Raw genomic sequence first — 25841 nt, 5'->3', positions numbered from 1 at the left:
AAAATCACACTATTAATATTTCACACTATTTTTGGCATTGGAGTAGTTAGTGAAGATGTGAGATTTACTTGCACAACTCCAGCTCCAGCGTGAACTTCCACTTTCTTCAATGTCACAGTGCGAGAATCTTCAGGTGCATGATCATCGTCAGTCATAGTTGCTGGCGACTTTACAGCAACAAGCGCGAGGTCATCGAAAACAACTCCAGAATTTGCACACAAATTCTGCGCTTCTTTCAATGAATCAGCAAAACCTGCTTTATCGATCACACGCTCAGTAGGAACACCGTAAGCTTCTGCGCACAGCAAGTTAATTCGCTCCCTAAGCGTCTTTCCACGCCTACTTTCTGGAACTTTCGTTTCAACATCATCAGTTATTGCAGACACAAAATCGTCCAGCTGATTTGCCAAACCATCGCCACCATCGCGGAATAAATTGCCAACAATCGGCTTTCTGAATCCTAAAGACTTAGCTTGTTCCAACAATTCAGGAACTTGATTATCTTCACCTTCCCACAAATTAATCAACGGGAACGTAGGGATATTAAGAGATTCCAAACGAGAAACATGGAATGGGTAACGCCAAGCCAAAGTTTCGTCATCTCGCCAAGTAGTTGCGCGAGTAACTACAACTGCAGCAGCAGGCCACTTTGCACCAAACTCGCGAGCAGCAATATCTAACCACTTTTGAGCACCAGCATCCGTACCATAACCTGCTTCTACAACCACAACATCATGCTCAGCGCAAGCCATTTCAACACTTACAAGGCTTGGAATACCAAGCGAAACGTTCGCAAACGGGCCACAATGAACGTAAATTGGAGAACCATTAATCGTCTCAGTTTTAGCAGGCTTTACAGCGTCGGCAAGAATATTGGTGATTCGCCACAAATCCACAAACTCGCCAAACTGAACAGACTTACCGTCTTTTGTGCCAGCAATCATTGAAGAAACACGATGAGAAATCTCGTCCATACTGCGCGACAACACTACGATTTGCATGAGCTCGCAAGTTGGCGTCAAAACGACGCGCTCAGGAACAGTCCCCTTGCCAAAATCAACAGCAATGCTTCGCAAAGATCGCGAAGGAACTTCGCTAACTCGAGGAACTAAAATAGTATCAAGGGCACCCTCGTCGACTGCTTTTTCCGCAAACGACACAAGCAAATTCTGCGCGCAAGCAATAGCAGCCATTTCACCACACAAACCCCAGTCAATCAACTCAGGGTGAGAAAGCGAAGACTTACCGCCACCACTTGCACCACCTTTAGAACCAGCAGCTGTAATGCCCATGCTTGGCTGACGAAGAACTGCAGCTGCGTCCACACCTCGCTCACGCAAAGCATCAACCAACGCAATAGTTGTAGTCGTTTTACCTTCTCCGCGAGAAGCTTTCAAAGGAGTATCAGCAGTAACAAGCAGAACTTTACCGCGCTTCCTAGGCTCCTCTGGATGTTGCTTTAAATAATCCAAGTACCCAAAGGCATCAATTTTTTTAACCAAACCGAATGTTGTAGTGTATGAATCAAGAATGCTCATGTACCCCTCTTTCATAGGCATATTGGCACAACTATGCATGCGGATAATGTTAATTACATGATTCATACTATACGATTGTTTGTTCGCAGCATAGGCACCACACGCAATATCTATACGCGCTATTAGCAACGTCTATAGCAAAATAACAAAAGATAACAAAAATGCCTTCCACATGAAATAAAAAGTTCATTTCTTAGGAAGGCATCTGAGTTATTAAATTATTTTCGTAAGTTTTTCCATATCAATTACGAGAAAACTTATTTAATTGCATTTCAGTGATCAGAACGATTAAAACCATTCTTCATACGCATGCTAGTGATGTACAGCACCGTGTCAAGCAAAGAATCGGTTTCTTTCTTCAACTTTGCCGCCATATCGTCATTTGCTTCAGCCAAAGCCTCACGCACTTTATCGTTGCGAAGCTCGGCAATAATAGCTTCGGGATCGCGAACTAAATCATCGTAATCTTCGCCTTCATCACCTTCACGTTCTGGCTCGTAATCAGCCAAATCAACGCCAAGAATATCTGCCACGGCAGCATCCGTAGACTTGACCATTGCGTGACCAAGGGAACCGACAACTTCTTGGTAGCGCTCAATCGCGTTTGCAGTGTCGTTAAATGCGGCATCCGCAAGAGCAGCAATAATGCGATTCTCCCAATAGAAGTTTTCGCTTGTTACGCGAGTAGTCGTATCTTCCAAATACTTTGGAGTGCGATTTACGTTTGGATAGAACGGAATCAAAGAATTGAAAGGATTAGAACCGTAAGTAATCCACTGAATTGCACGCATTGCTTCCGGCATGTAAGGGCGGATTTGCATTACAGCAAGCTCGCTTTGACGGTTAATGCCGATTGGACGCAGCATATGACGAGTATACTCATCTCCAAGCTTGCCGTAAGGATCATACTCAGTACCCTGATAGTGAGAGCTCAAAACGTACTTAACGTCTTCAATTGTTACCTTGCGCTCAGGCTGGCGAGCCCAAGGAATATCGTTGCTGTCCGGACGATGATCAGCGTCTTTACCATCCCACACTTCGTCATACGGATTCAAGAAGCGCTCCATGAACCATGCGCGAGGAGTGTTGTACACGTGGTCAGCATCCGAATGAGAGCCAAAAGCATCACGAGGGTTAAACGGAGAAGCGTTTTCCACCGACAAATCCAAGTGATTTTCTTCAATAAATTCAAGCAAATCAGCCGAGCACATATGCTCTTCTTGAAGATCAAAAGCATCATCTAAATCGAACTCGTCAATTCCAAGCTGGTTTGGCATAACAACATAAGCTTCATCCGGCACACGCTTAGCAATCCAATGATGACCACCGACAGTTTCAAACCACCAAATCTCGTTCACATCCGAAAATGCAACGCCATTCATCTCATAAGTGCCGTACTTTTCAAGCAATGCGCCCAAACGCTCAACACCTTCGCGAGCGCTACGAATATAAGGCAAAACAAGCGTTAAGAAGTCTTCTTCACCAATTCCACCCGGCACTTCCGGCTTATAGTCAGCATCCCCAACTTTGCCTTGCGCTTTTTGAAGCTCAACCATTGAATCTGCGCCTAACACACGCTCGTTGGATGTAAGCGTTTCAGTTGCGCTCATTGCAACGTTTGCTTCGTTAACGCCAGCTTCTCCCCAAATTCCTTCGCGCAAGTCTGCGTTTGGCACGCTTGTGTATTGCATTGGATTATCCGGCAACTCAACTGTTACGTGGCTAAGAACAGACTTATAAACGCGAGGTTGATCTTCCGGCTTTACTACCACTAAGCGCTTTGGATTAAATTCGCCATTTGCGGAGTCTTCGTTACGCGCAATAAGCGTAGATCCGTCGTAGCTTGCTTTTCGACCAACAAGAATTGTTGTGCATGCCATATTTGCATCCTCTGTTTTTAGATTTTATATTTTATTTTTAGATTTATTACTGTTTGATTCTAACGCTTAGGCGTTAACTGCTGACCTAATTGGTTGCCCTCGTGCTTGCGTTTAGGCTTTACCAGTAAGGAACATGCCATCAGCATCTACACCTGAAGTTACGTTTCTTACTTCACGCAACAATTCATTCATATAGAATCCCGGTTTAAGGTTTGGCAAAGGCTTTTCTGTACCAAAAACTTCAAACATGTATTCGTGATCTTTATCAGGAGGCTGCGGGCCGTTGTAACGCATAGTAATTGCTGGATCAGTGCAACCAATAAATCTGCTAGCTTGCGAGTTACGTCCTTGAAGCGCTTCTGGAATCATAGAAGTCATCGTGCGAGAAAAATCTTCCGGTATTTGCAAAGCGTGAGAATCGTTAAAATCAAACATTAACGCTTCAACAGGCACGTTTGCAGCAGTCCAGTGAATCCACTCAAAACCGCATACCGGTATTGCGTCGTCGTCAACAAAACGCCAATGCAAATAATGCACGAAAGATGGCAATTTATCTATATAAAATGGAAACGAAACTACTGGAATTCCATTGATTTTATTCTGCTCCGGCGCAGCTTTAGAATAATCGTCTGGAACAGTAGTGAAATCTGTAGAAATATTCATAATTTAAGTATCTACCATTACACAACACTAATCAACTGCGCGAGTAACAAATAAACGCAAACGTTCACGTAATTTAATTGTTCAAGCAGATTGTGACGCTCAAGCAAAAAACACTACAGAAACAACGCTAACTGCATAATTTGACGGTCAATATAAAACGTGCGCCCAGAAAAATCTAAACTGGGCGCATTAACTAAAATGTAATTTTTTACCGTACTCTATTTATTTTGTAACAGCCTCCTCATGAGTTTCAGCAGCCTTAGCTGCCATAGCTGCTTTCTTAGCAGCACGCTCTTGCTTCTTAATTTCTTCAATGAACTCAGCATGCTTTACTGCAGGAAGCCAGCCAGTGTTAACAACCTTAACCTGCCATACCCAAGCCAAGGCAAACAGAATAACAGCAACAATAATCAAGCTTATAGCACCAACGCCAGCACCGAGGTGAGCGAAGTTACCCACAACAGTACCAATCCAACCAAAGTCAGCATCGCCGAAGGTGGAGTTTGCCAAGCCGAAGGAACCCATAACAGTAAGCAATACTGCTGGAAGGAATGTAATAATTAAACCGTTAATAAAACCACCGAGAATAGCACCACGACGACCACCGGTTGCATTACCAAACACGCCTGCACCACCACCATCGAAGAAGTGAGGCACCATTCCTGGGAGAATCAATGCCAATCCCCAAGCTGGACCCATCCAAATTGCAATAAGTCCGAGAGCTACAAGACCTCCAACGAAGGAAGACAAGAAGCCAATAAGAGAAGCATTAGCACCGTATGGGAATACGATTGGAATATCCAATGCTGGACGAGCGCCTGGAACGACCTTGTTAGCAATACCCTGGAATGCAGGAACCAATTCACCTAAAATAATACGAACGCCGTAGAGGATGACACTAACACCAATTCCAAATTGCAAAGCCTGAGCAAAAGCCGCCATGTAGAAGGCACTATAGTCCGTAGGATGAGACGCGAAAATCTTGAAGAGTTCCTTTACTGGCAACACAACCGAAGCCCACACTGCGAATACCAAATACAGCACAACCATCAACAAAGTCGTGGAGACCATTGAATCACGCAAGAAGCTCAATCCCTTAGGGAAGTTGATATCTTCAGTAGACTTAGACTTCTTACCAACAGCAGCACCAACAGCACCAGAAACAATGTAACTTAAGGAGTTAAAGTGACCAATCGAGAGCTTATCGCTACCAGTAATACGGTTCATAAAAGGCTGCGCAAAAGCTGGTAGAACAACCATAACCGTTGCCATAATGACAGAGCCGACAATAACAATAAGCAACTGGTTGCTTGCGCCAAAACCAACGGAAAGAACTAGAGCCAAAAGCATAGACATGAACACCATGTGGTGACCAGTCAAGAATATGTACTTCAGAGGAGTAAAGCGTGCAGCAAGAAGCATAAGAACGAAGCTGAGCACAATAATGTACGCAGAAGTAGCACCGTACTGACCTGCAGCCTGAGCAGTAATAACCTCATTTGTAGGTACAACACCATGAGCACCAGTAGACTTCAAAACCAAGTCACCAAATGGAGCAAGAGCGCCAACAACAACGCCAGCACCTGCACCCAAAATGAGGTAACCCATAGCAGCCTTTAAGCCGCCTGCAATCACCTGTCCTGCACTACGCTTGAGTGCGATAAGACCGATTGCTGCAATAATACCAATCAAATAAGCCGGCACATTCAAAATCTGCTGACTTATGAAATTTAAAACCTGAACTACAATGTTCATCTTATTTCCTTCTTTTTATTTAGAAAAAGCGAATAGCGCATGAAATAACAGTATGACTATGCCAAAGCAGTAAGCACGTAATCAGCATAATCAAACGTTTATTTGTTACACATAATTTATGCGTAACGCTCAAGCACACCCTTCACCTCTTCAACATCCATGAAATTTTCAATTGTTTCTACAGGAGTGGTAGTGCCCTCAAGCTCTGGAGCAAGCTGAGGAGAAGTGAGCACAAGATCATTCATATTGGCAGTACCTTTTGCACTTCCAGCATCGGAAGTAGTAACTGTAACATCAAGACCTAAGTCTGCTGCCGCAGCCTCAACATTGATTTTTAAAAGTACAGACGTGCCAATGCCGTTTCCGCATACACATAGAATATTCATAGATAACCTCTTTCGTTGAGTTGTATTTTTTTAATTTTGCAAAATTAGCTAATTCTTTAGTATTTAACTTTTAAGAATTGCGCGAATTTCTTTAGCGTTTTTTGCTTGCGCAAGTTCTCTAGTCTTCACAGGATTAGACAAAGCTGCAGCAACCGCGGACATAACGCCAATATGCTCATTTTCATCGTGACCTGCAAGACCAATTACTAAAGAGACCGGATCGTTGGCAGTGTTACCAAATTTAACGGGCGTACTTAAACGAATCCAGCTCAAACCACTTTTTAACACTGCTTCCGACGGGCGCGAATGCGCCAAAGCCAAGCCTGGGGCAATAACAATATACGGACCCATTTTTTCAACTGTTTCAATCATCTGATCCGTATATTCATCAGTAGTAAAGCCAGACTCCTTCAAAGCATTGCCCGCAAGACAAATAGCATCACGCCAATCTTTCGCCGCAATATCAAGGTTTACTGCAGAATCCGGGAGAAGCTCATCAATATCAGCACTCATATTTTCTCTTTTCTAAGCATGTTAATTATTCTTGATTATTTCTGATTGGTAATCGAATTTTTAATGTTCTTCGTAACGATCATATTTTGAATTACTCCCTTGGCTTATTCTTGCATGATTGAGTGGTAGAACTTTCCAGCTAAAGCCTCATGAGCTTTAGCTTTAGCTTCATCAAATGTAGTTTGAGCAAGTTCTGCTCGAACATCGTCCAAAGCAACTGACGTCATAGAAAGCGAGTTAATACCGAGACCTGTAAGAACAATCGCTAAGTCTGGATCTGCTGCAGCTTCTCCACACACTCCGACTGGCATACCATGTGCGTTACCAGCGTCTGCAATCATTTTGATCGCGCGCAACACTGCAGGGTGCCAAGCAGTTTGATAATTAGAAACAGACCCAAGGGTTCTATCTGCTGCAAGAGTGTATTGCGTCAAATCATTCGTTCCGATAGATACAAAATCAGCAACTTGAGCAACCTCCTCGGCAACAAGAGCGATAGAAGGCACCTCTGCCATAATGCCAACCTTTTTAAGACCTTTAGATTTACCAAGTTTTACAAAATATGCTGCTTCATGTTCGTCTGAAACCATTGGAGCCATCACCCATAAGTCAGCATTCGTCACAGCATCAGCACGAGATAATGCCTCCAGCTGACCATCTAGAACATCCATATGCTGTCTTAGAGTACGCAAACCTCGAAGTCCGAGGGCAGGATTTGGTTCATCTTCAGGAGTCAAGAATGGTAACGGTTTATCTGCTCCAGCATCAAGCAATCGAATAACAACTTTCTTGCCTTCAAACTGAGATAGTAACTCTGTATAAGATTCTGTTTGTTCTTCTATACTAGGCGGTTGCTCGTTACCAATAAACAGAAATTCCGTTCGGAATAGACCTACTCCTTCTGCTCCATACTCATGAGCAGTTACGGCATCTGAGGGCTTTCCTACATTTGCCAAAAGAGGAATCAAATGACCATCTTTTGTACTTCCAGGCAATCCACGCAATTCACGAGCGCGGCTTAAACGCTCACGAGACTCTTTAACATGCGCGATCTCTTCTTCACTAGGACTGCTTATAACATGACCATTAACGGCATCTACTACAACAATTTGATGATTCTTCAGCTGAGAGGCATCGTGTGCTCCAACAACAGCAACAATTCCACGAGCACGAGCAAGAATAGCAGTGTGACTTGTAGGACCACCATCAAGAGTGACAATTGCCTGAACCTTGCTTAAATCAAGTGAAGCTGTATCAGCAGGTGAAAGATCCCTAGCAACCAGCACAAAAGGCGAATCACTTTCCGGCACCCCAGGAGCTTCAACACCAATCAAAGATGCAATAACACGCTGGCCAACATCATGCAAATCTCCTGCACGCTCAGCCATGTAACCACCAAGATTACGCAACATGTCTTCAAATTGTGCGAACCCTTCCCAAGTGGCACGTTCCGCTGTTTTCCCCTTATCAATACCAGATTCAATTGCACTTATTAACGCTGGATCCGATGCCATCTGTGCAAGAGCTTGCATAATTGGTGCTGCTTTTCGAGTCCCCTCATCCTTTGCTTCAAGAGCCTCACTTGCACGATGGTTTAGGTCTTTATTTACTTCATTTAAAGCATTTTTAACAGCCTTTTTTGCATCCTCAGCCAACACACTAACAGCACGAGGAGAATCCTCTGGCTCATGCAAAGCAGGTGCCATACACAATACTTCACCATATGCCATCGAGCGCCCAATGCCAACACCAGTGATTACCATACTTAAAACCCTCCTTTAGGTTTAGAAACTTTATTACGGCCGCAACGCCGCATAAGCATTTCTTGTAGGTAAACGTTTCTTACTAATGAAACTATACACCATTAAAAACGTTGTTACAACAAGTGAAAACGTTTTCTGTATTTTTCAATTAATTATGCTACACTTAATGTTGAAAATAGCAAACAAAAAAACCTTAAGAAAAAAATATGGTTTGCTTTTATATGAAAAATAAAAATAAAAGCAGAATTTGTTAATTATTATTCAAAGGAGAAAAAATGGCAATTGCAACTCGTACTGTTACTATTGAAGACTCAGTTGGAATACATGCTCGCCCAGCGTCAGAATTTTCTCAAGCCGCGATGTCCTCAAATTGCATTGTAACGATTGCGAAAGGCGAAGGTACCCCTGTAAGTGCGAATAGCATTCTTTCAATTATGGGATTGGGTATTACTAAAGGAGATTCAATCACAATTACCGTTGATGGTGAAGACGCTGAAAATGTAGCTAACAATCTTGTCGATGTAGTCACGAAAGGCGAATAATATAAATAAATAAGTGTACATAAACTGACAAATAAATAATATTCAATTTGCGGTGCTGTTTACCAATAATTACAGCACCGCACTTATTCGGGGGCAAATATGACAAATCAAACTAATCAAAACGCCTCCATAACTCATGTAGCAGCTCTTGCAAAAGTTTCAATTGCAACAGTATCTCGTGTACTTTCTGGTAGACGAGCCAAAGATGACGATATTGCAAAACGCGTAAGAAAAGCTGCAGAGCAGCTTAATTATTCAGTAAATTATGCAGCAAGCGCATTAAGAAGTGACACAACTAATACAATCGGCGTAGTAATAGGCACAAGCAACGTAGATGATTCATTCAGTGTAAATATGCTTTCTGCATTGGATGAAGCAGCTCATGAAATAGATAAAATACTTCTTGTTGGAACTGGAAAAGACGCAGAAGCTCAAGAAGAACGCATAGAAGAGCTTATCGGTCATAATGTTGACAGTCTTATTGTCATGCCATCTAACAATAGTGATTTAACAAAAACACTTGAAAACTACGTTGACAATCTTCCCATTGTGCAAATTGGTGGCACTGCTACTTCATTCCACGTCAATTGGGTTGGCATGGATCAAGAATCAATGATGGAAGCTGCTTTAATACATCTTTCGCATCACGATGCCCATAATATTGCTTATTTAAGTGGAAATGTTGACTCCACACAAAGCGCAAACCTATTTGCCAATTTTCAGACTGCTGCAAGCCGATTAAGTTTACTTTCTGAGCCAGATTGGACAACTTTTGGAGAACTTACTTATCAACGTGGATTCAAGGATACAATGCAGCTTTTTTCTGATTCTACCGCTAAGCAATCTCGCAAACCAGACGCTGTTATTTGCGCAAATGACGCTGTCGCACTTGGAGCACTTCTAGCTTTAGATGAGCTTTCTTTGCAAGTTCCGCAGGATGTTCTCGTAATAGGTTACGGAGATAGCAGACAGGCAGAAATATCTGAACCAAAACTTTCTTCAATCCGTCCTCCGTACCAGCAAATTGCACGCGAAGCAATCCGCCTAACCGCTGTCAACAAATCAGAGCAACATTGGTTACCTGCACATATGGAGTTTAGACCAGAAATCATGCGACGCGAATCAACAAATTCACCAAGAATAGGCACAAGCGATATGTCACTTCCGTGGAGGATATGATACTTTTGCATTTTATTGACTTTGCAAAAGTGAGCAAAATAGCGCTTCAAAAACAAGAGTTGCGTTACCATTTCTCGAAAGCCGACGACGAGCAGTAGCAATACTGTCAACGCAATCCAAGGCTCTACTTGCTGTCATGCTTTGTGCCAACTGGACAATTCTAGACTTGTATTCCTGATTTATAATTGGCGAAGACTTTTGCGCGTCGTTAATAACAACTAAAACGTCTCTATACACGCTATCGATTGCGTCAAGAGAACGGCATAACACGTCACGGCTTACACGAGTTACTTTACGTTTTACATCATCCTTTTTTCCAATTGCATTGTAGTTTGCGCGCAATTTGGGCGGAATGCGATCCTCATCGCCTAATCCGTTAATTCTGCGAAATTCTTTTTGTTGATCCTCAACATTTCGCTGAACCTCATCTTCTGCTTGTGCTTTTGCATCGTCAATAAGCATTGCAGCAAGCATAATTGCGTCGGCAGCATCATGCATACGAAGCAATCCTGCAACAAGCTCATCTCGCCTACTTAAAGCACGCTCATCGCTTGCGTAAATAAAAGCAGTTGCTATATTTCCTTGAGAAAGCCTGGCTGCACGACTCGCTAGCTTATTATCCGCATCCGTTTTTTTAGTAAGATATTCTGCTATAGACTGCTCGTTTGGAGTAGCTAATTGCACAAGTTGTGTACGCGAACGAATTGTTGGAAGCACATCCATAACACTTGAAGCGCATAAAAGCCAAATCGTATGCTCACTTGGCTCTTCAATCTCTTTAAGAAGAACGTTCGTGCTACGTTCCAACATTCGGTCAACATCTTCAATAATTATGATTCGCCAAGGAGCAGTGCTAGGCATCTGCTCAGAAATCCCAATTGCCTCACGCACATCGTCAATGCTAAGAGTTACGCCTTTTGTTGCAAGCGTATGCACATCAGGATGCGATCCTGCTAAAACTTCTTTGGCAGTTTTACTAAGCTCACCTTCGCCACTAATTCCATCACTGCCTTCTCCATGATCCGGACTTTCGAGAGCTGCAGCGAAAGCGCGCGCAACTTGCGCACTACCGAAGCCAGCAGATCCGCAAATCAGCCAAGATTGCGCTATTTTGCTAGCGTCCGCACAAGCAATGTTTCGCAATCGCGAAACTACCTGTTCTTGCCCAATAACGCTATCCCACACACTCATCGCTTCACCCCCTGCATAGCTTCTCTACTTCTTCACTTTATAAAGTTCGCCATTTTATTTAGTTTCAATTTCTTCAATTAAGTTATGTACGTCTTGCACAATAAGTTCAAATAATGATTTCGCCGAGAACGTTGCGTCTAATACGCGATAACGATCTGCAGACTCCTGCGCTAAATCTAAAAATGCTTCTCTAGTGCGACGAGCGAAATCTATTCCAGCTGATTCCATGCGATCTTGCTCGCGATGCAAACGCTTAAAAGCATCTTCCGGTTGCATATCTAGCAAATAAGTGCGATTAGGCCATAGCGAATCCGTTGCCCACTCACTTAAAGTTCGCACATCATCCTTAGTCAATTCGCGACCGCCTGCTTGGTAAGCAAGCGAAGAATCAATATAACGATCCGTTATTACTACTGCACCACGGCTAAGTGCCGGGCGAATCACTTGCGCAACATGCTGTGCACGATCCGCAGCAAAAAGCAAAGCTTCTGTTCTGGCAGATACACTCGTGCCATGCAACAGTATTTCGCGCAAAGTTTTACCCAACTGCGTACCGCCAGGCTCACGCGTCACTACAACTTCTCGCCCCAAAGATTGCAAATGATCTTTAAGAGCCTCAACTTGCGTAGTTTTGCCAACGCCATCAATGCCCTCGAAAGAAATAAATAAACCTTTATTTGCATAAGATTGCTCACTTCTGCAGCCGCAGTTTCCTCCGCAAGCGCAGCCACCAGAAAAATCGTCATTCTTAGATGCCATATTTTTTGACTCCATATGCAAGGTCTATTTAATCTTTAGATTTTATTCTATGCTTTTTTAGCGGTAGATTTCTTTGAAGTAGTCTTCTTTGTAGAAGTTTTCTTTGCGATAGATTTTTTCGCAGTAGACTTCTTTTCAGAAGATTTTGCAGTGCTCTTAGTCGCGCGCTTTTTGCGTTTTACGGGACCTGCGGCGCGCTTTTGCGCCAAAAGTGCAAACGCATCCTGCGGATCAATCGATTCAGGCGTATACTGCTTTGGCAAAGTGCGATTCGTTTCACCATCAGTAATATAAGCTCCGTAGAAACCATCCTTAATCACTACTGGCTTTCCAGTTTCAGGATCTGCGCCAAGCTCACGAAGAGGCGGCTTGGCGGCACCACGAGTACGCTTAACGTACTTTGGTTGCGCAAATAAATCTTTCGCTTCTTGCAAAGTAACAGTAAAAATAGCATCTTCACTAGAAAGGGATCGCGTATCCGGCTTAGATTCCACAGTTTCTCCAGCAGAAGTATCTACAGCAGAATATGTTTTAGTTAAATATGGACCGTAACGACCATTATTTGCTTCGATACGAGCTAGTTTTACAACGCCTTCGGCATCAACTTCTTCATACTCACCAACCAAACGTGGCAAATTCAAGAGTTGCAACGCTTCTTGCAAAGTCAAAGTCGCTGGATCCATGGTTTTAAACAAAGAAGCCATTTTTGGACGAGCTTTAGAAGCCTTAGAAGACTTAGAATCTTCCGCGTTATCCTGCTCTTCTACCAGTGCCACGTACGGACCAAAACGACCATTGCGCACTTCTACGTTCCCACCCGTTTCTGGATCTACTCCAAGCACACGTGGACCTTCAGCATTATTCTCAAGCAATTCTCGAGCAGCATCAACAGTTAACTCATCTGGAGCTAAAGTTTCTGGCAAAGAAGCATGACGAGGGTTGCCTTCAGCATCAAGATTCTTAATGTCTTCCAAGTACGGACCATAGCGTCCAATACGCACATGCAAACCATCGCCAATGTCTATGGTATTTATTTCACGCGCATCAATTTCACCAAGCTCTGCAACCTGCTGTTGCAAACCAATATGAGCTTCATCAGCAGAATTAGCAGCACCCTCACCGGAACCGAAATAGAATCTAGTTAGCCAATCGCGACCGGTTTCTTCACCATGCGCAATTCTGTCCAAACCATTTTCCATATCAGCAGTAAACGCGTAATCAACATACTTTGGGAAATTCGCTTCCAAAAGTTTAATTACAGCAAAAGCAAGCCAAGAAGGAATTAACGCACGTCCACGCTCATACACGTATCCGCGATCAATAATTGTAGAAATAATCGTTGCGTAAGTAGAAGGGCGTCCTATTTCCTTAGCTTCCAAAGTTTTAACTAAAGAAGCTTCAGTATATCTTGCAGGAGACTGAGTTTCGTGAGAATCCGCACTAACACTTTTAGCTTCAAGAACATCCCCAGCTTGCATTTGAGGAAGTGCCTTATCGCTTTCACCTTCAGTTGCATGAGCATTGCCAAAAACCTTCATAAAACCAGCAAAAGTAATTACTGTTCCAGAAGCTTGGAACAAAGCTTCTCCATATTCTCCAGCAGAAGCATTTAACTTAACAGTTGCTGTAAAACCTGTAGCATCAGCCATTTGTGACGCAAGGGTTCGTTGCCAAATAAGCGTATACAATTTTAGCTGATCCGCAGGTAATTTATCTGCAAGCTCGTCCGGGCTTAAGAAACGCGCTCCAGCAGGGCGAATACATTCATGAGCTTCCTGCGCTCCTGCAGACGTAGTTGCGTACTGCTTAGGAGATTGCGAAACATATTCGTCGCCAAATGCTGCACGAGCAGCACTACGCGCAGCTTCGATAGCTTCTTTGGAAAGCGTTACGGAATCCGTACGCATGTAAGTGATATAGCCGTTTTCGTATAGAGATTGTGCAGCTCGCATAGTTTGGCGAGAGCTCATTGAAAGTCGGTTTCCAGCAGTTTGCTGCAAAGTTGATGTAGTAAAAGGTGGCAAAGGACGACGACGATACGGCTTCGTTTCCATAGAGTCAACTACAAAATCTGAATTCTCAAGAGCTTTAGAAAGCTTAGATGCAAAATCAGCATCAACATGCAAAGCTTTTTGTGATTCATCTTTTGTAGAGACCAACTCACCTTTTGAATTGAAATCTTTAGAACCAGCCAAACGACGACCAGAAAGCTCGCTCATGCGCGCTTCAAAATCAACATTTTCGCCATCTGAGCCTTTAGAACTTAAAACCGCGCTAATATCCCAGTAAGACGCCTTAGTAAACGCCATACGCTCGCGTTCGCGCTCAACAATCAACCTAGTAGCAACAGACTGCACGCGTCCAGCAGAAAGACCAGGACCAACTTTCCTCCACAAAACAGGAGAAAGCTCATATCCATACAAACGGTCTAACACACGACGAGTTTCTTGCGCATCAACCATATTGTCGTCAACATTTCGAGTATTACTAAGCGAGGCTTGAATTGCATCCTTAGTAATCTCATGAAACACCATACGCTTTACTGGCACAGTTGGCTTCAACGCTTCTACCAAGTGCCACGCAATAGCTTCACCTTCGCGATCCTCATCAGTTGCCAGATATAATTCGTCAGCTTTTGCGAGCGCAGACTTTAAATCGGAAACAGTTTTCTTTTTATCTGAGCCAACTACGTAATATGGCGCAAAACCATGATCGACATCTACACCAAACTTGCCAAACGCTGCTTTGCGTGAGGCTGGAACTTGGCTTGGCTGAGCGAGATCGCGAATATGCCCAACTGAAGCCATGACGGTGTAGCCATTTCCTAAATACCCGCCAATTTTTCGCGCTTTCGTGGGAGACTCCACAATGACTAGCTTATTCTGTGCTGCCATATTCGCTCCTTTCCTAACACAATCGAACATATAATTCCGAACTATATGTTTCACGCTAACTGTATCGCAACTTAAGTTATACGTCTATTACATTCCACCTCGGTGGATAAAAGCAGATAGAGTAGACAATATTACTTAGAAGCAGATGGCGGCGTCGGCGGAGCGCCTACTAATCCAAGCCTACTCAACGGCGAAGCTGTAGAGTGACGCATTACCATAATTACGCCAAAAACAAGCAAAGACACGCCTATAATCAGCCAATAAGTTGCTACATAAGATACGCTTGCAGCCCATTGAGCAAAAATATCAACACCAGGAAGAATTTGCCATATTAAATAAAGTGCATACAAACACGCCAACACACCAATCGTAATCATAGAGCTTCCTACAATTTGAACGCTAATTGAGGAACGTCGATAAGCTGGCATATCCATTCCACTACTGCGAGTGCATGCGAGCATAATAAGCGTTACAGCACCAACGATAAGTAATGACATAAGAACGTCAGAAACTCTATGCCAATGCGCTGCAACCAACGAAAGTTCCACAAGAACGCTTATAAAAGCTGCAGCTACCGCTGCCCATGCGCGCCAAACACGCGAAACTGCGCAAATAAGCAACGCACATGATGCAGTAATAAGTAAGGTATGACCTGAAGGTGCTGAATTTGCAGACAAATATTCAATACTTATAAGCATTGGGCGCGGAAGAATTTTTTTCAATGGTTCAGCAGCAGCCGAAAGAATAATAATTCCAGCACATTGACCAAGAAGCCACCAACGTTTACGAATACAAACTACTATGAGTGAAACAAGAGCAATTATTATGCTAGTAACTATAACAACCATAGAAACGCTTATAGGTCGCAAGCAAAATGCAAGCCAAGATGGCGTACCATGAGAACCAAATCCATCAATTACCATTTCTTCATAGCTTTGACCAAGTACTGTTTGCACACTAATAAACCATATGAACGCAGCAGAAGCCAAGAAAACAATTGCAATAGCAACACACCACAATATGGTAGATATTCTAGGACGCTTTACAAGCTGACCAAGCTGATCAATATCATCTGCATCTGATAGAGAATCTTTAGAAGATAACTGATTAGTCGAATACGACAAATCGGACGAGCCAGACAAATCAGACAAATCAGATTGACGCTTAGTTTGTTTCACAAACTGTTTTACAGACTGTTTAGAAGATTTTTCTTCATTATTTTCTGGAAATAAAGGCGATATTTTTTCGTCATTATCTTCAGATGAGATTGGAGAAAATGGCGTAATAGTATTAATCGAATCCAAAGGATGCGAATAGTCACCACCTTCACTGTTGCGATTAACATCTTGCGAAGTTCCACCTACCGGCAGCGCATCATTTTTCTCAGCAGAATCATCATGCTGATTGTCAATGCTATTGGATTGAATTCCTGCAAATTCTTCACTCATACTTTAGACTTTACGACAGTATTTACGACCGCGCTAGTTTTACGCATAATAAAACCTCCGCGCACCCACCAGAGGCCACTTACCCTTGCTGCATTTCTGCCCTGGGGGGATTGGGTGACTTAGTGCCACACGGAGGCTCTATCTATATTACACGATTTTCGCTACATGTCGAGTAGTAATAAATTATGCGCGCCACACGCTCTTGCCGTGCTCTTTTGCAAATTCAGTATCTTCATCAAGCTGAGACTCGTTAGCTTCAACATCACCAGCAATATAGCGTTCAACTAATTGACGAGCTTCACTATCTTCATGCTGAACTGCAGGAGACTTCATAAAATATGAACTTGGAGCCAAAACCGGACCAGAAAGCTTGCGATCCAAAGCAATTTTTGCGGCTCGAACAGCATCGATAACAATTCCGGCAGAATTTGGAGAATCCCAAACCTCAAGCTTGTACTCCAAATTCAAAGGAACATCACCAAAAGTAGTACCTTCCAAACGCACGAAAGCAAACTTGCGATCATCCAACCAAGCTACGTAGTCAGAAGGCCCAATATGAACATTATGCTCATCCATTTCATGAGGCACGATTGAAGTTACTGCACGAGTCTTAGAAATCTTTTTGGACTCAAGTCTTGAACGCTGAAGCATGTTCATAAAGTCCATGTTTCCACCAACATTCAGCTGATACGTGCGATCCAAGCGCACACCGCGATCCTCAAAAAGTCGAGCCATAACGCGGTGAGTAATAGTTGCACCTACCTGACTTTTAATGTCATCGCCAATAATAGGAACTCCAGCATCACGGAATTTTTGCGCCCACTCAGGATCAGAAGCAATGAAGACTGGCAGACAGTTTACAAATGCGCATCCAGCTTCCATTGCAGCAGTTGCATAAGCTTTATCGGCTTGCTCAGATCCTACTGGAAGATAAGAAACAAGCACATCCACATGCTTATCTCGCAAAACTTGAGCAACGTCAACAGGTTCAGCTTCGGACTCATCGATCATTTCACGGTAATAATCACCTAAGCCGTCATAAGTTGGACCACGCAATACTTCTACACCCAAATTTGGTACATCAGCAAAACGAATTGTGTTATTTTGTGAAGCGCCAATTGCTTCACTTAAATCATGCCCAACCTTTAGAGAATCAACATCAAACGCCGTAACAAACTCAATATCGCGCACACGATACTGACCAAATACAGCGTGCATCAACCCTGGAATTTTCTCACCGTCATCAGCGTTTTTGTAATATTCAACGCCCTGAACCAGCGACGAAGCACAATTGCCGACACCGGCAATGGCAACGCGGATGCTCATATAGACTCCTTGCCCTGCAAAATAAGCGACATTACATTATGCCGCACCATACACATTTCATAATACTATTGCTTTAACAAATATGTACTAATATTCAATATTTTTAATCTTTTCTAAACAAAAACATGCTGTTTTGTAGAAAAATTCAACACCGGACGCTACGGTGGAATGTATGGTTGCACGTAAAGATGGAAGACGAGCGTCTACTTCGCATGAGAAAGCTACTCGAAGCGTATCGTCACAATCACAAAAAAATACGAATATGCCTTCATCTGTCCCACCACGCGGACAAGAATCATATCGTCCAAATTCGTATTCTTTTGAATCAAACAAAAGCAGCCGTAATTCAAGATTCGAACGTTCTCGCGCAGCAACACGCAGAAGGCGTCGTAGAACTTGGCGAGGCAGACATCCTATTATTTTTTGGGCGCTTATCGTTATTTTTGTGCCAATTTTGCTAGGCACAATTGTTTTTGCTTATCTGTATGCAACTACAGACATACCGGCACCAGACAAAGTTGCTATGGCAGATAAGACGAAAGTGTATTATTCAGATGGCAAAACTGAATTAGGTTCGTTCGCTGAGCAAAATCGCGAAATTATCAATTGTTCAGTACTACCTAAATATGTTGGTAAAGCAATAGTTGCTTCAGAAAATCGTTCCTTCTACCACGATGGCGGAATAGATTTTAAAGGAATTGGACGCGCACTACTTCATAACATCACAAAGCACGGGCGTTGGGGCGGCTCAACTATTACGCAACAATATGCGGAAAGATATTATCTCGGTGAAACAAAAACTTATTTTGGAAAACTAAAAGAAGCTATTTTAGCTTTGAAAATTGCGCAAACTCAAGATAAAAATACAGTACTTTGCAATTATATGAATACTATTTACTTGGGTAGAGGAGCATACGGAATTCAAGCTGCAGCCAAAGCATATTTCGGCATAGAAGCAAAAGATTTGTCACTTTCGCAAGCTGCACTTTTAGCAGGTATTATTCCAGCACCAAGTAGCTGGGATCCTGCAATTGGTCCAAAAGAAGCAGGCATTCGTTTTAAGCGCGTGTTACGCATTATGAAAGAAGATGGCTACATTACAGCCTCTCAGGCAGCGCAAGCAAAAATGCCTAAAACTATTACTCAGACGACTCAAAACATTTACGCAGGTCAACAAGGTTACTTATTGCATATGGTTCGCGATGAGTTAACTAGGAATGGCGCTTTTACACAGGAAGATCTCGACAGTGGTGGATATCGCATTATTACTACTATCGATAAAGCTAAGCAAGATTTAATGTTCAAAGTTGCAAGTCCTTCTCAAGATGGACGAGGAATTGTGCCAGAAGGACTGCAAGTTGGCGGAATTTCAATAAATGCAAAAGATGGTTCAATCATTTCCGTTTACGCAGGAGACGATTATCTAAAGAAACAGCTTAATAACGCCACACAGGCACTTTATGAGCCAGGCTCTACTATGAAGCCTTTTGCACTTATGGGAGCAATTCAGGCTGGCACTAGCTTGGATACGATGTTCAATGGCAATTCTCCACGCAAGTTTGATGGGATCGATAAACCTGTTGGAAACTTTGCAAACATGAGCTATGGCACCATTAACTTATACAATGCAACTGCAAATTCTGTGAACACAGTGTATATGGATTTGCAAAGTAAACTTGGCGCTAAAAAAGTTGCTCATACCGCAGTTATGGCAGGCTTAAATCCTGAACGAGTCAATGGTAAGAATCCGTTTACTGTGCTCGGAAACGATTCTGTACATGTAAGCGAAATTGCGCGCGCATATGCAACATTTGCAAACCAAGGAAGACGCCCAGATTTGCATATTGTTGCCAGCGTAAAAAATCCTGACGGTAAAGAGTTCTACCGTGCACCAACAGCTGGAAAGCAAGTATTCTCACCAGCCGATGCCGCTCTAGCTACAAAAGCAATGATTGGCGTAGTGCAACATGGTACAGCAACTGAAGCTCGCGCTGTAGGTAGAGAAATTGCAGGAAAGTCTGGAACAGCAAACGATGAAACTGCTGGTAGCTTTGTAGGATTTACGCCAAATATTGTTACCGCATTTGCCATATGGAATCCAGACGCAAAAGGTAGCCCACAAGTAATTAAACCGTTCCACGGATATCTTGGCGGAAGCGCCTACCCTGTGCACTTGTTTACAAGATACATGCGTCAAGCGGTAATAGGAACCCCGAATACTAAATTCCCTGAAGCAAAAGACACAGGCAAAATTGGCGGACCTGATGGAAAATGGGGATTAGGCGAACAACACACATTCACGCACGCAAAAACTGAGAATGAAGATAAGGATAAAAACAAGGACAAAGATAAAGACAAGGACAACGACAACGATTTAGACCTTGATAGCCAGCTGTATGGTCGTGACGATTCATCATCGGGCGGCGTTGGCAGCTACGATAATAATTCTGGCGGTCATGGTTATGACAATAACTATGACACAACTGGAGGAAACTAGTAAATCAACTGTAGCTAATTTACAAACAGATATGCGAATAGCTATCTAAATAAATAACTAAATAGTTTATTAATTAGTTTTGCTAGTTTGTTAATTAGTTTCGACTCAAAACAATGTTCTCAAGCATTTTAGCAGTCACATTTTCATAACCGTTAAGTTCTGCGTGATGCTTGCTTTCAGATATGTTTGCGCGCGAAAAACCTGTTTGTGCAATTACAGTTGCTCCGGAATTAATTGCGGCAGTAAGACCAGATAGAGAATCTTCTATGGCAATGCAATTAGCCATCTGCTTCGCAACTTCCTCGTCCGTACCCTCAATGCCAACCATTTTTCCTGCAGCAAGATATGGCTCAGCACTAGGCTTTGGTTTAAATCCATCATCTCCACACACATACCCAGCGAAAGCGCCTTCTGGAGCGTGATTCACAATATTTTCAACCAAACAACGCGGCGAATTACTCACCAAAATTGAAGGAATGCCAGCATCCGTAAGGCTTTTAAGTACGTCTAAAACTCCTGGAACCCATGGCACGGATTCAGCTTCACGAGCAGCAACGTAATCAACCATACCTTTGCCGATTTCTTCTACAGTAAGTTTTGTACCGCTTGGAATCATTTTATTGGCAACAGTTTCAAGGGATCCGCCGGAACATTCCCAAGCTAAATCTTCATCCCAGTAACCACCGTATTTTTTTACTAAATAAAATTCCGACTCATGCCAATACGGCTCGGAATCTATAAGAGTGCCATCCATGTCCCAAAAAACTGCACGCAACACATGTTTTTCTTCACTAGAGTTAAGAGTACTTACACACACATTCGTCGTCTGTTCAGCCATTCACAATCCTTTATATTGCATATATTTGCTTTAGCTTTTGTAGCGCATTATTTCGCACTAATTTTGTATTACTTTTCGCACTATTAATTCTTCTCGCTAATTTCTCACTTAAGCACAATAAGTAGCCATGCCTACGTTACTATATGCTCCACGCTCTCCACAACACCACAGATTTTTCATCCAAAGACTTTCGATTTTTATAATTACTGTTATAGCTTTCTGAAGAATACGACGAAGGTAACGCTCGTCTCTCTGCAAGAATATCCCGCCTCCAGCGACGCGCATTGCGAGAACGCTGCATTTCCACAATGTCACCATCTGCATTTGCAGCAAAAATATTGCGCTCTGAAGACTCTGCAGAATCTAACAAATGCCTTACTTGTCTTTTAAGCTGTCGATTTTCTTCTTGCAAATCAAGTATTTGCATGATGCCAGCAAGATTAATGCCTTCATTTTGGCTTAAATGCTGAGTTTGCACAATCCTGTCTATATCTCGCAAAGAATAACGGCGAGCGCCGCCTTCAGTTCTATTCGGCATTATTAAATGAAGCCGATCATACTGTCGTAAAGTTTGCGGGTGCGTATTGGTTAGGCGTGCCACATGGCTTACGGTAAATATTGGCAAATCAAGAACAAATCCTACTTCATCTGCCCCGTCAAGCGTTGCAGTACCACGCACTAAAGCAACTGCACACATTTCATACAGTGCTTTAGTTTCACGCGTTATTGGTGTCATAGCACGCCTTCCTTTGCCCTTTTAGTATGTTTAAAGCACTGTTACAAGCAATTCAACAGTGTTCAACCTACTAAATTATTGTTAACTTAGTTTTGTCTTAATTTTTTAATTTCTTCAGCATAAGTTTCGCCAGCAGTTTTATCAAATTCTTTTGCAACGCGTCTAAGAGACATACTTGAACGCTTTGGCAAACGAATCTGCACAACGCCAACAAAATCGCCATTTTCCCCCGGCACTCCAGCACCTTCTATACGAACTTCATCGCCGCTTGAAACACAAGCTGGAACTTTGAAAGTAACAGGGTTGCCGTCTAGGTCGTTTATACTAACTTTTGCACCATGCACTGCTTCACTTAACGTTAGCGGCAATGTAGAAATCAAATCGTCGCCTCGCAAAGTAAATTTATCTGATGCTTCTACTTGAACATGCAAGTACAAGTCACCTGCAGCACCACCGAACTTGCCTGGCTTGCCTTTTCCTTTCAAACGAATTTTCTGTCCGGTTTTTACACCAGCTGGAATATGCGTTTTAAAAGTTTCACCAGCCGCACGCAACGATACTGTAGCGCCTTTAAAAGCTTGCTTAAATGTGAGCTTTATATCGGTTGTTATATCTTCGCCAACTTCAGGCACATTAGCTTCCTGCGGTTGAGAATACCTCTCACCACCAAAGCCACTCGTACCCTGGAATCCTGCTGAATCTTGAGAGCGCTGACCTCCACCAAACATAGAGAAAATGTCGCTCATATTTGGTCCAGCACCGTTGGATGTAAAGCGAATGCGCGAACCGTTTCCGCCCATGCCACCCATGCTGCCCATGCCAGAGCCGCCGTTGAACATAGAGAAAATGTCCGAGAAGCTCGACGCATCGAAACCGCCAGCACCACCTGCTCCTCCAGCGAAACGAGCACCACCAGCACCAAATTGGCGGATAGCATCGTAACGTTGGCGAGTTTGACTATCTTTTAGTACGTCGTAAGCTTCAGAAACATCCTTAAATTTTTCTTCAGCTTCTTTTGTTTTGTTTAAATCAGGGTGATATTTACGAGCAAGTTTGCGATACGCTTTGGTAATCGTTGCCTCATCTGCGTCTTTGGAGACACCGAGAACCTTATAAAAATCCTTAGCTAACCATTCATTTTCAGCCATTTGTGCCTCCTTTCTTCACAAGCACATTGGCTATTTCGCTTTTGACCAAATATAGTCTGCTCGTGCTAACTCTTATGAGTCAGCACGAGCAAGTTATGCAATAAAGTCACGACTAAGAGTTTCGTTAGTCATTACTTGGCGAAGAAACGACCACACGAGCGGCGCGAATAACGCGATCTCCTATTCGATATCCTGCTTCAACTACAGCATCAACAGTTTCTTTTGTAGCGTCTGGATCTGGCCTGTGCAAAATTGCATCATGCTTGGTCGGGTCAAAATCTTCGCCCTTCTCACCAAACTTTTCCACACCAAACTTTTCAAAAGCTTTATCTATCTTAGTTGCAACAGCCTTGAATGAATCATCCATTTCGCTATGCTCGCGAATGCGGTCAATGTCATCCAATGCCGGAAGCAATGCTGTCAGCACGTCAATAATTCCATGCTGTCTGAAACGATCCTGCTCTTTGGCAGAACGATTTCTGAAGTTTATAAACTCAGCACGCTCTCGCTGTAACGCTTCCAAGTACTCTGCAGCTTCTTTCTTAGCTTTACCTAAGGGAGTTAAACTGCCGCTATCCGCGTCTTGGCTGTCTTTCGATTCTGAGGATTCAGTGGAATTCGCTGTATCCTCAGAATTTGCGGAATCCGCAGAAACGTTAGCATCAGCTTGTGCATCAGCTTTCGTTTCTGCAGGATTTGCATCTTCAGCAGCTTTCGATGAAGATTGCGCAGACGATTTCGCAGAATCACCTGTAGCTTTTACACCCAGCGAGTCAGCATCTTCCATATCTTGCAAATATTCGTTGGCGTTAAAGTCGGACATTACTTATTGTCCTTATCGTCCTTGTCGTCGTCCACCACTTCGGCGTCAACTACATCATCATCCTTAGCTGCAGAGCCAGCCTGAGCGCCAGCAGCAGACTGAGCGCCAGCTTCGGCACCAGCAGCACCCTGCTGAGCGTAAAGCTGCTGACCGATCTTCTGAGCAGAAGTCATCAACTCGCTTTGAGCAGACTTAATCTTCTCAACGTCGTCACCCTTCAAAGCTTCCTTCAAAGCATTAACCTTGTCGGTAACTTCCTTAGAGATTTCATCGGAAAGCTTGTCTTTATTGTCGTTCACAAGCTTTTCAGTCTGGTAAGCAAAGGCTTCTGCTTGGTTGCGAACTTCAGCTTCTTCCTTACGCTTCTTATCTTCAGCTTCGTGAGCTTCAGCTTCCTTCACCATGCGGTCAATTTCGTCCTTTGGCAAACCAGAACCACCGGTAATAGTCATGGACTGTTCCTTACCAGTGCCCTTATCCTTAGCGGAAACGTGCACAATGCCGTTAGCATCAATATCGAAAGTGACTTCAATCTGCGGAACGCCACGAGGAGCTGGAGCAATTCCAGTCAACTCAAAAGTGCCAAGAGGCTTGTTATCGCGAGCAAACTCACGTTCGCCCTGGTAAACCTGAATCAACACGGATGGCTGATTGTCTTCAGCAGTAGAGAATACTTCCGAGCGCTTAGTTGGAATTGCGGTATTACGCTCAATAAGCTTTGTCATAATTCCACCCTTGGTTTCAATACCCAAGGAAAGTGGAGTTACATCAATAAGCAGAACGTCTTTGCGATCTCCCTTAATAACGCCCGACTGCACGGCTGCACCAACGGCCACGACTTCATCTGGGTTCACGGACTGGTTAGCTTCCTTACCGCCAGTAAGTTTCTTCACCAAATCCTTCACAGCTGGCATACGAGTAGAGCCACCAACAAGAACCACGTGATCAATCTGGCTTACTGAAATTCCAGCGTCAGAAAGAACGTTGTTAAATGGCGTACGGCAGCGGCCGAGCAAGTCGGAAGTCATTTCCTCAAAGTGAGCACGAGTCAAAGTCTCATCCAAATGCACTGGAGTGCCGTCAGGAGTCATTGCCAAGTACTGCATAGAAATTGAGGTGGAAGTAGAAGAGCTAAGCTCCTTCTTTGCCTGCTCAGCAGCTTCCTTCAAGCGCTGCAAAGCAATCTTATCCTTGCTCAAATCAACGCCATACTTGTTCTTAACCTCGCCAACAAGCCAGTCGATAATCTTCTGATCCCAGTCGTCGCCACCCAAGTGGTTATCGCCATTAGTTGCTTGCACCTGAATTGTGGAGAATCCGTCATCATCCTTACCAATTTCAAGCAAGGACACATCGAAAGTACCGCCACCCAAGTCGAATACCAAAATGCGCTCGTCTTCCTTGCCCTTTTCGAGGCCGTAAGCCAAAGCTGCAGCAGTTGGTTCGTTAATAATACGAAGCACGTTCAAGCCTGCAATCTTACCTGCATCCTTAGTTGCCTGACGCTGAGCATCGTTGAAGTAAGCTGGGCATGTAATAACGGCATCGGTTACCGGCTCGCCCAAGTAAGCTTCAGCATCGCGCTTCAACTTCATTAAAACCTGTGCAGAAATCTCTTGTGGAGTCCACTTCTTGCCGTCGATATCAACAGTCCAATCAGTGCCCATATGACGCTTTACTGAGCTAATCGTGCGATCAACGTTTGTTACAGCCTGACGCTTAGCAACTTCACCAACCAAGATTTCGCCAGACTTGCTGAATGCCACAACAGATGGCGTGGTACGTGCGCCTTCAGCGTTTACAATAACTGTTGGGCTGCCACCTTCAAGAGTAGCAATGCAAGAGTTGGTTGTTCCCAAATCAATACCTACTGCGCGTCCCATAATTTCTCCTTAACTAGGTATTGCACCTTTTGTGCAATTACGCTTTCCTTCAAGTTTTGTAGTTACGTAAGCTGAACCT

20 protein-coding genes and 1 other RNA gene are annotated in these 25841 nt (G+C 43.4%); 3 read left to right on the top strand and 18 right to left on the bottom strand.

Features of this window, described 5'->3' with window-relative positions; translation table 11 throughout:
* Window positions 1-20: 20 nt before the first annotated feature.
* The 7 genes from HXT48_RS00920 to ptsP all read right to left on the bottom strand — a co-directional run bounded on the left by HXT48_RS00920 (window position 21) and on the right by ptsP (window position 8498).
* The gene (locus tag HXT48_RS00920) at window positions 21-1538 is read right to left on the bottom strand and encodes a formate--tetrahydrofolate ligase (protein ID WP_004108022.1); all 1518 of its coding nucleotides are present in this window, start codon (window positions 1536-1538) and stop codon (window positions 21-23) included.
* A gap of 272 nt (window positions 1539-1810) precedes the next feature.
* Complete coding sequence (locus HXT48_RS00915; protein WP_064621578.1) at window positions 1811-3418, bottom strand: C69 family dipeptidase; 1608 nt, start codon at window positions 3416-3418, stop codon at window positions 1811-1813.
* A gap of 111 nt (window positions 3419-3529) precedes the next feature.
* On the bottom strand, window positions 3530-4081 hold the full coding sequence (locus tag HXT48_RS00910) for a YbhB/YbcL family Raf kinase inhibitor-like protein (protein WP_004108030.1): 552 nt from the start codon (window positions 4079-4081) through the stop codon (window positions 3530-3532).
* Between the two features lie 222 nt (window positions 4082-4303).
* On the bottom strand, window positions 4304-5836 hold the full coding sequence (locus tag HXT48_RS00905) for a PTS ascorbate transporter subunit IIC (RefSeq protein ID WP_012914509.1): 1533 nt from the start codon (window positions 5834-5836) through the stop codon (window positions 4304-4306).
* A gap of 116 nt (window positions 5837-5952) precedes the next feature.
* A complete protein-coding gene (locus HXT48_RS00900) occupies window positions 5953-6222 on the bottom strand; it encodes a PTS sugar transporter subunit IIB (RefSeq protein WP_004104746.1) in 270 nt (89 codons plus the stop codon).
* Between the two features lie 63 nt (window positions 6223-6285).
* A complete protein-coding gene (locus HXT48_RS00895; RefSeq protein WP_004108034.1) occupies window positions 6286-6735 on the bottom strand; it encodes a PTS sugar transporter subunit IIA in 450 nt (149 codons plus the stop codon).
* 104 nt (window positions 6736-6839) lie between these two features.
* The gene (gene ptsP / locus HXT48_RS00890) at window positions 6840-8498 is read right to left on the bottom strand and encodes a phosphoenolpyruvate--protein phosphotransferase (RefSeq protein WP_064621580.1); all 1659 of its coding nucleotides are present in this window, start codon (window positions 8496-8498) and stop codon (window positions 6840-6842) included.
* A 275-nt stretch (window positions 8499-8773) separates the two neighbouring features.
* On the opposite strand from ptsP, the gene HXT48_RS00885 reads away from it, so the two are divergent.
* Complete coding sequence (locus HXT48_RS00885; protein ID WP_102155823.1) at window positions 8774-9040, top strand: HPr family phosphocarrier protein; 267 nt, start codon at window positions 8774-8776, stop codon at window positions 9038-9040.
* Between the two features lie 99 nt (window positions 9041-9139).
* The gene (locus HXT48_RS00880) at window positions 9140-10219 is read left to right on the top strand and encodes a LacI family DNA-binding transcriptional regulator (RefSeq protein WP_288231320.1); all 1080 of its coding nucleotides are present in this window, start codon (window positions 9140-9142) and stop codon (window positions 10217-10219) included.
* Between the two features lie 12 nt (window positions 10220-10231).
* On the opposite strand, the gene HXT48_RS00875 is transcribed toward HXT48_RS00880, so the two are convergent.
* From HXT48_RS00875 to HXT48_RS00850, 6 genes are all read right to left on the bottom strand, one after another.
* Window positions 10232-11410, bottom strand: a complete 1179-nt coding sequence (locus HXT48_RS00875; RefSeq protein ID WP_064621982.1) for a DNA polymerase III subunit delta' — start codon at window positions 11408-11410, stop codon at window positions 10232-10234.
* A 54-nt stretch (window positions 11411-11464) separates the two neighbouring features.
* Window positions 11465-12169, bottom strand: coding sequence for a dTMP kinase (gene tmk / locus HXT48_RS00870; RefSeq protein ID WP_064621984.1), 705 nt, complete (start codon window positions 12167-12169; stop codon window positions 11465-11467).
* A gap of 47 nt (window positions 12170-12216) precedes the next feature.
* The gene (gene topA / locus HXT48_RS00865) at window positions 12217-15063 is read right to left on the bottom strand and encodes a type I DNA topoisomerase (RefSeq protein ID WP_033888407.1); all 2847 of its coding nucleotides are present in this window, start codon (window positions 15061-15063) and stop codon (window positions 12217-12219) included.
* Between the two features lie 131 nt (window positions 15064-15194).
* Window positions 15195-16511: a phosphatase PAP2 family protein gene (locus HXT48_RS00860; RefSeq protein WP_076003094.1), complete on the bottom strand. Its 1317-nt coding sequence runs from the start codon at window positions 16509-16511 to the stop codon at window positions 15195-15197.
* Between the two features lie 45 nt (window positions 16512-16556).
* An RNA gene (ffs, locus tag HXT48_RS00855) (signal recognition particle sRNA small type) lies at window positions 16557-16653 on the bottom strand.
* A 41-nt stretch (window positions 16654-16694) separates the two neighbouring features.
* The gene (locus HXT48_RS00850) at window positions 16695-17837 is read right to left on the bottom strand and encodes an inositol-3-phosphate synthase (protein WP_033888408.1); all 1143 of its coding nucleotides are present in this window, start codon (window positions 17835-17837) and stop codon (window positions 16695-16697) included.
* A 172-nt stretch (window positions 17838-18009) separates the two neighbouring features.
* On the opposite strand from HXT48_RS00850, the gene HXT48_RS00845 reads away from it, so the two are divergent.
* The gene (locus HXT48_RS00845) at window positions 18010-20334 is read left to right on the top strand and encodes a transglycosylase domain-containing protein (protein WP_421793090.1); all 2325 of its coding nucleotides are present in this window, start codon (window positions 18010-18012) and stop codon (window positions 20332-20334) included.
* 94 nt (window positions 20335-20428) lie between these two features.
* On the opposite strand, the gene HXT48_RS00840 is transcribed toward HXT48_RS00845, so the two are convergent.
* The 5 genes from HXT48_RS00840 to dnaK all read right to left on the bottom strand — a co-directional run bounded on the left by HXT48_RS00840 (window position 20429) and on the right by dnaK (window position 25762).
* Window positions 20429-21172: an HAD family hydrolase gene (locus HXT48_RS00840; protein WP_004108086.1), complete on the bottom strand. Its 744-nt coding sequence runs from the start codon at window positions 21170-21172 to the stop codon at window positions 20429-20431.
* 139 nt (window positions 21173-21311) lie between these two features.
* Complete coding sequence (locus HXT48_RS00835; RefSeq protein WP_421793089.1) at window positions 21312-21908, bottom strand: heat shock protein transcriptional repressor HspR; 597 nt, start codon at window positions 21906-21908, stop codon at window positions 21312-21314.
* Window positions 21909-21994: 86 nt separating this feature from the next.
* Window positions 21995-23056: a DnaJ C-terminal domain-containing protein gene (locus tag HXT48_RS00830; protein WP_012914518.1), complete on the bottom strand. Its 1062-nt coding sequence runs from the start codon at window positions 23054-23056 to the stop codon at window positions 21995-21997.
* A 124-nt stretch (window positions 23057-23180) separates the two neighbouring features.
* Complete coding sequence (gene grpE / locus HXT48_RS00825) at window positions 23181-23879, bottom strand: nucleotide exchange factor GrpE (protein ID WP_012914519.1); 699 nt, start codon at window positions 23877-23879, stop codon at window positions 23181-23183.
* The gene (gene dnaK, locus HXT48_RS00820) at window positions 23879-25762 is read right to left on the bottom strand and encodes a molecular chaperone DnaK (RefSeq protein WP_421793088.1); all 1884 of its coding nucleotides are present in this window, start codon (window positions 25760-25762) and stop codon (window positions 23879-23881) included. Before dnaK ends, grpE begins: the two co-directional genes overlap by 1 nt.
* Window positions 25763-25841 lie beyond the last annotated feature (79 nt).

The organism is Gardnerella sp. KA00127, assembly GCF_049244125.1.
Taxonomy (GTDB): domain Bacteria; phylum Actinomycetota; class Actinomycetes; order Actinomycetales; family Bifidobacteriaceae; genus Bifidobacterium; species Bifidobacterium swidsinskii.
The sequence above is the reverse complement of the archived record's forward strand: the minus strand, read 5'-3'. Positions and strand labels throughout refer to the sequence as shown.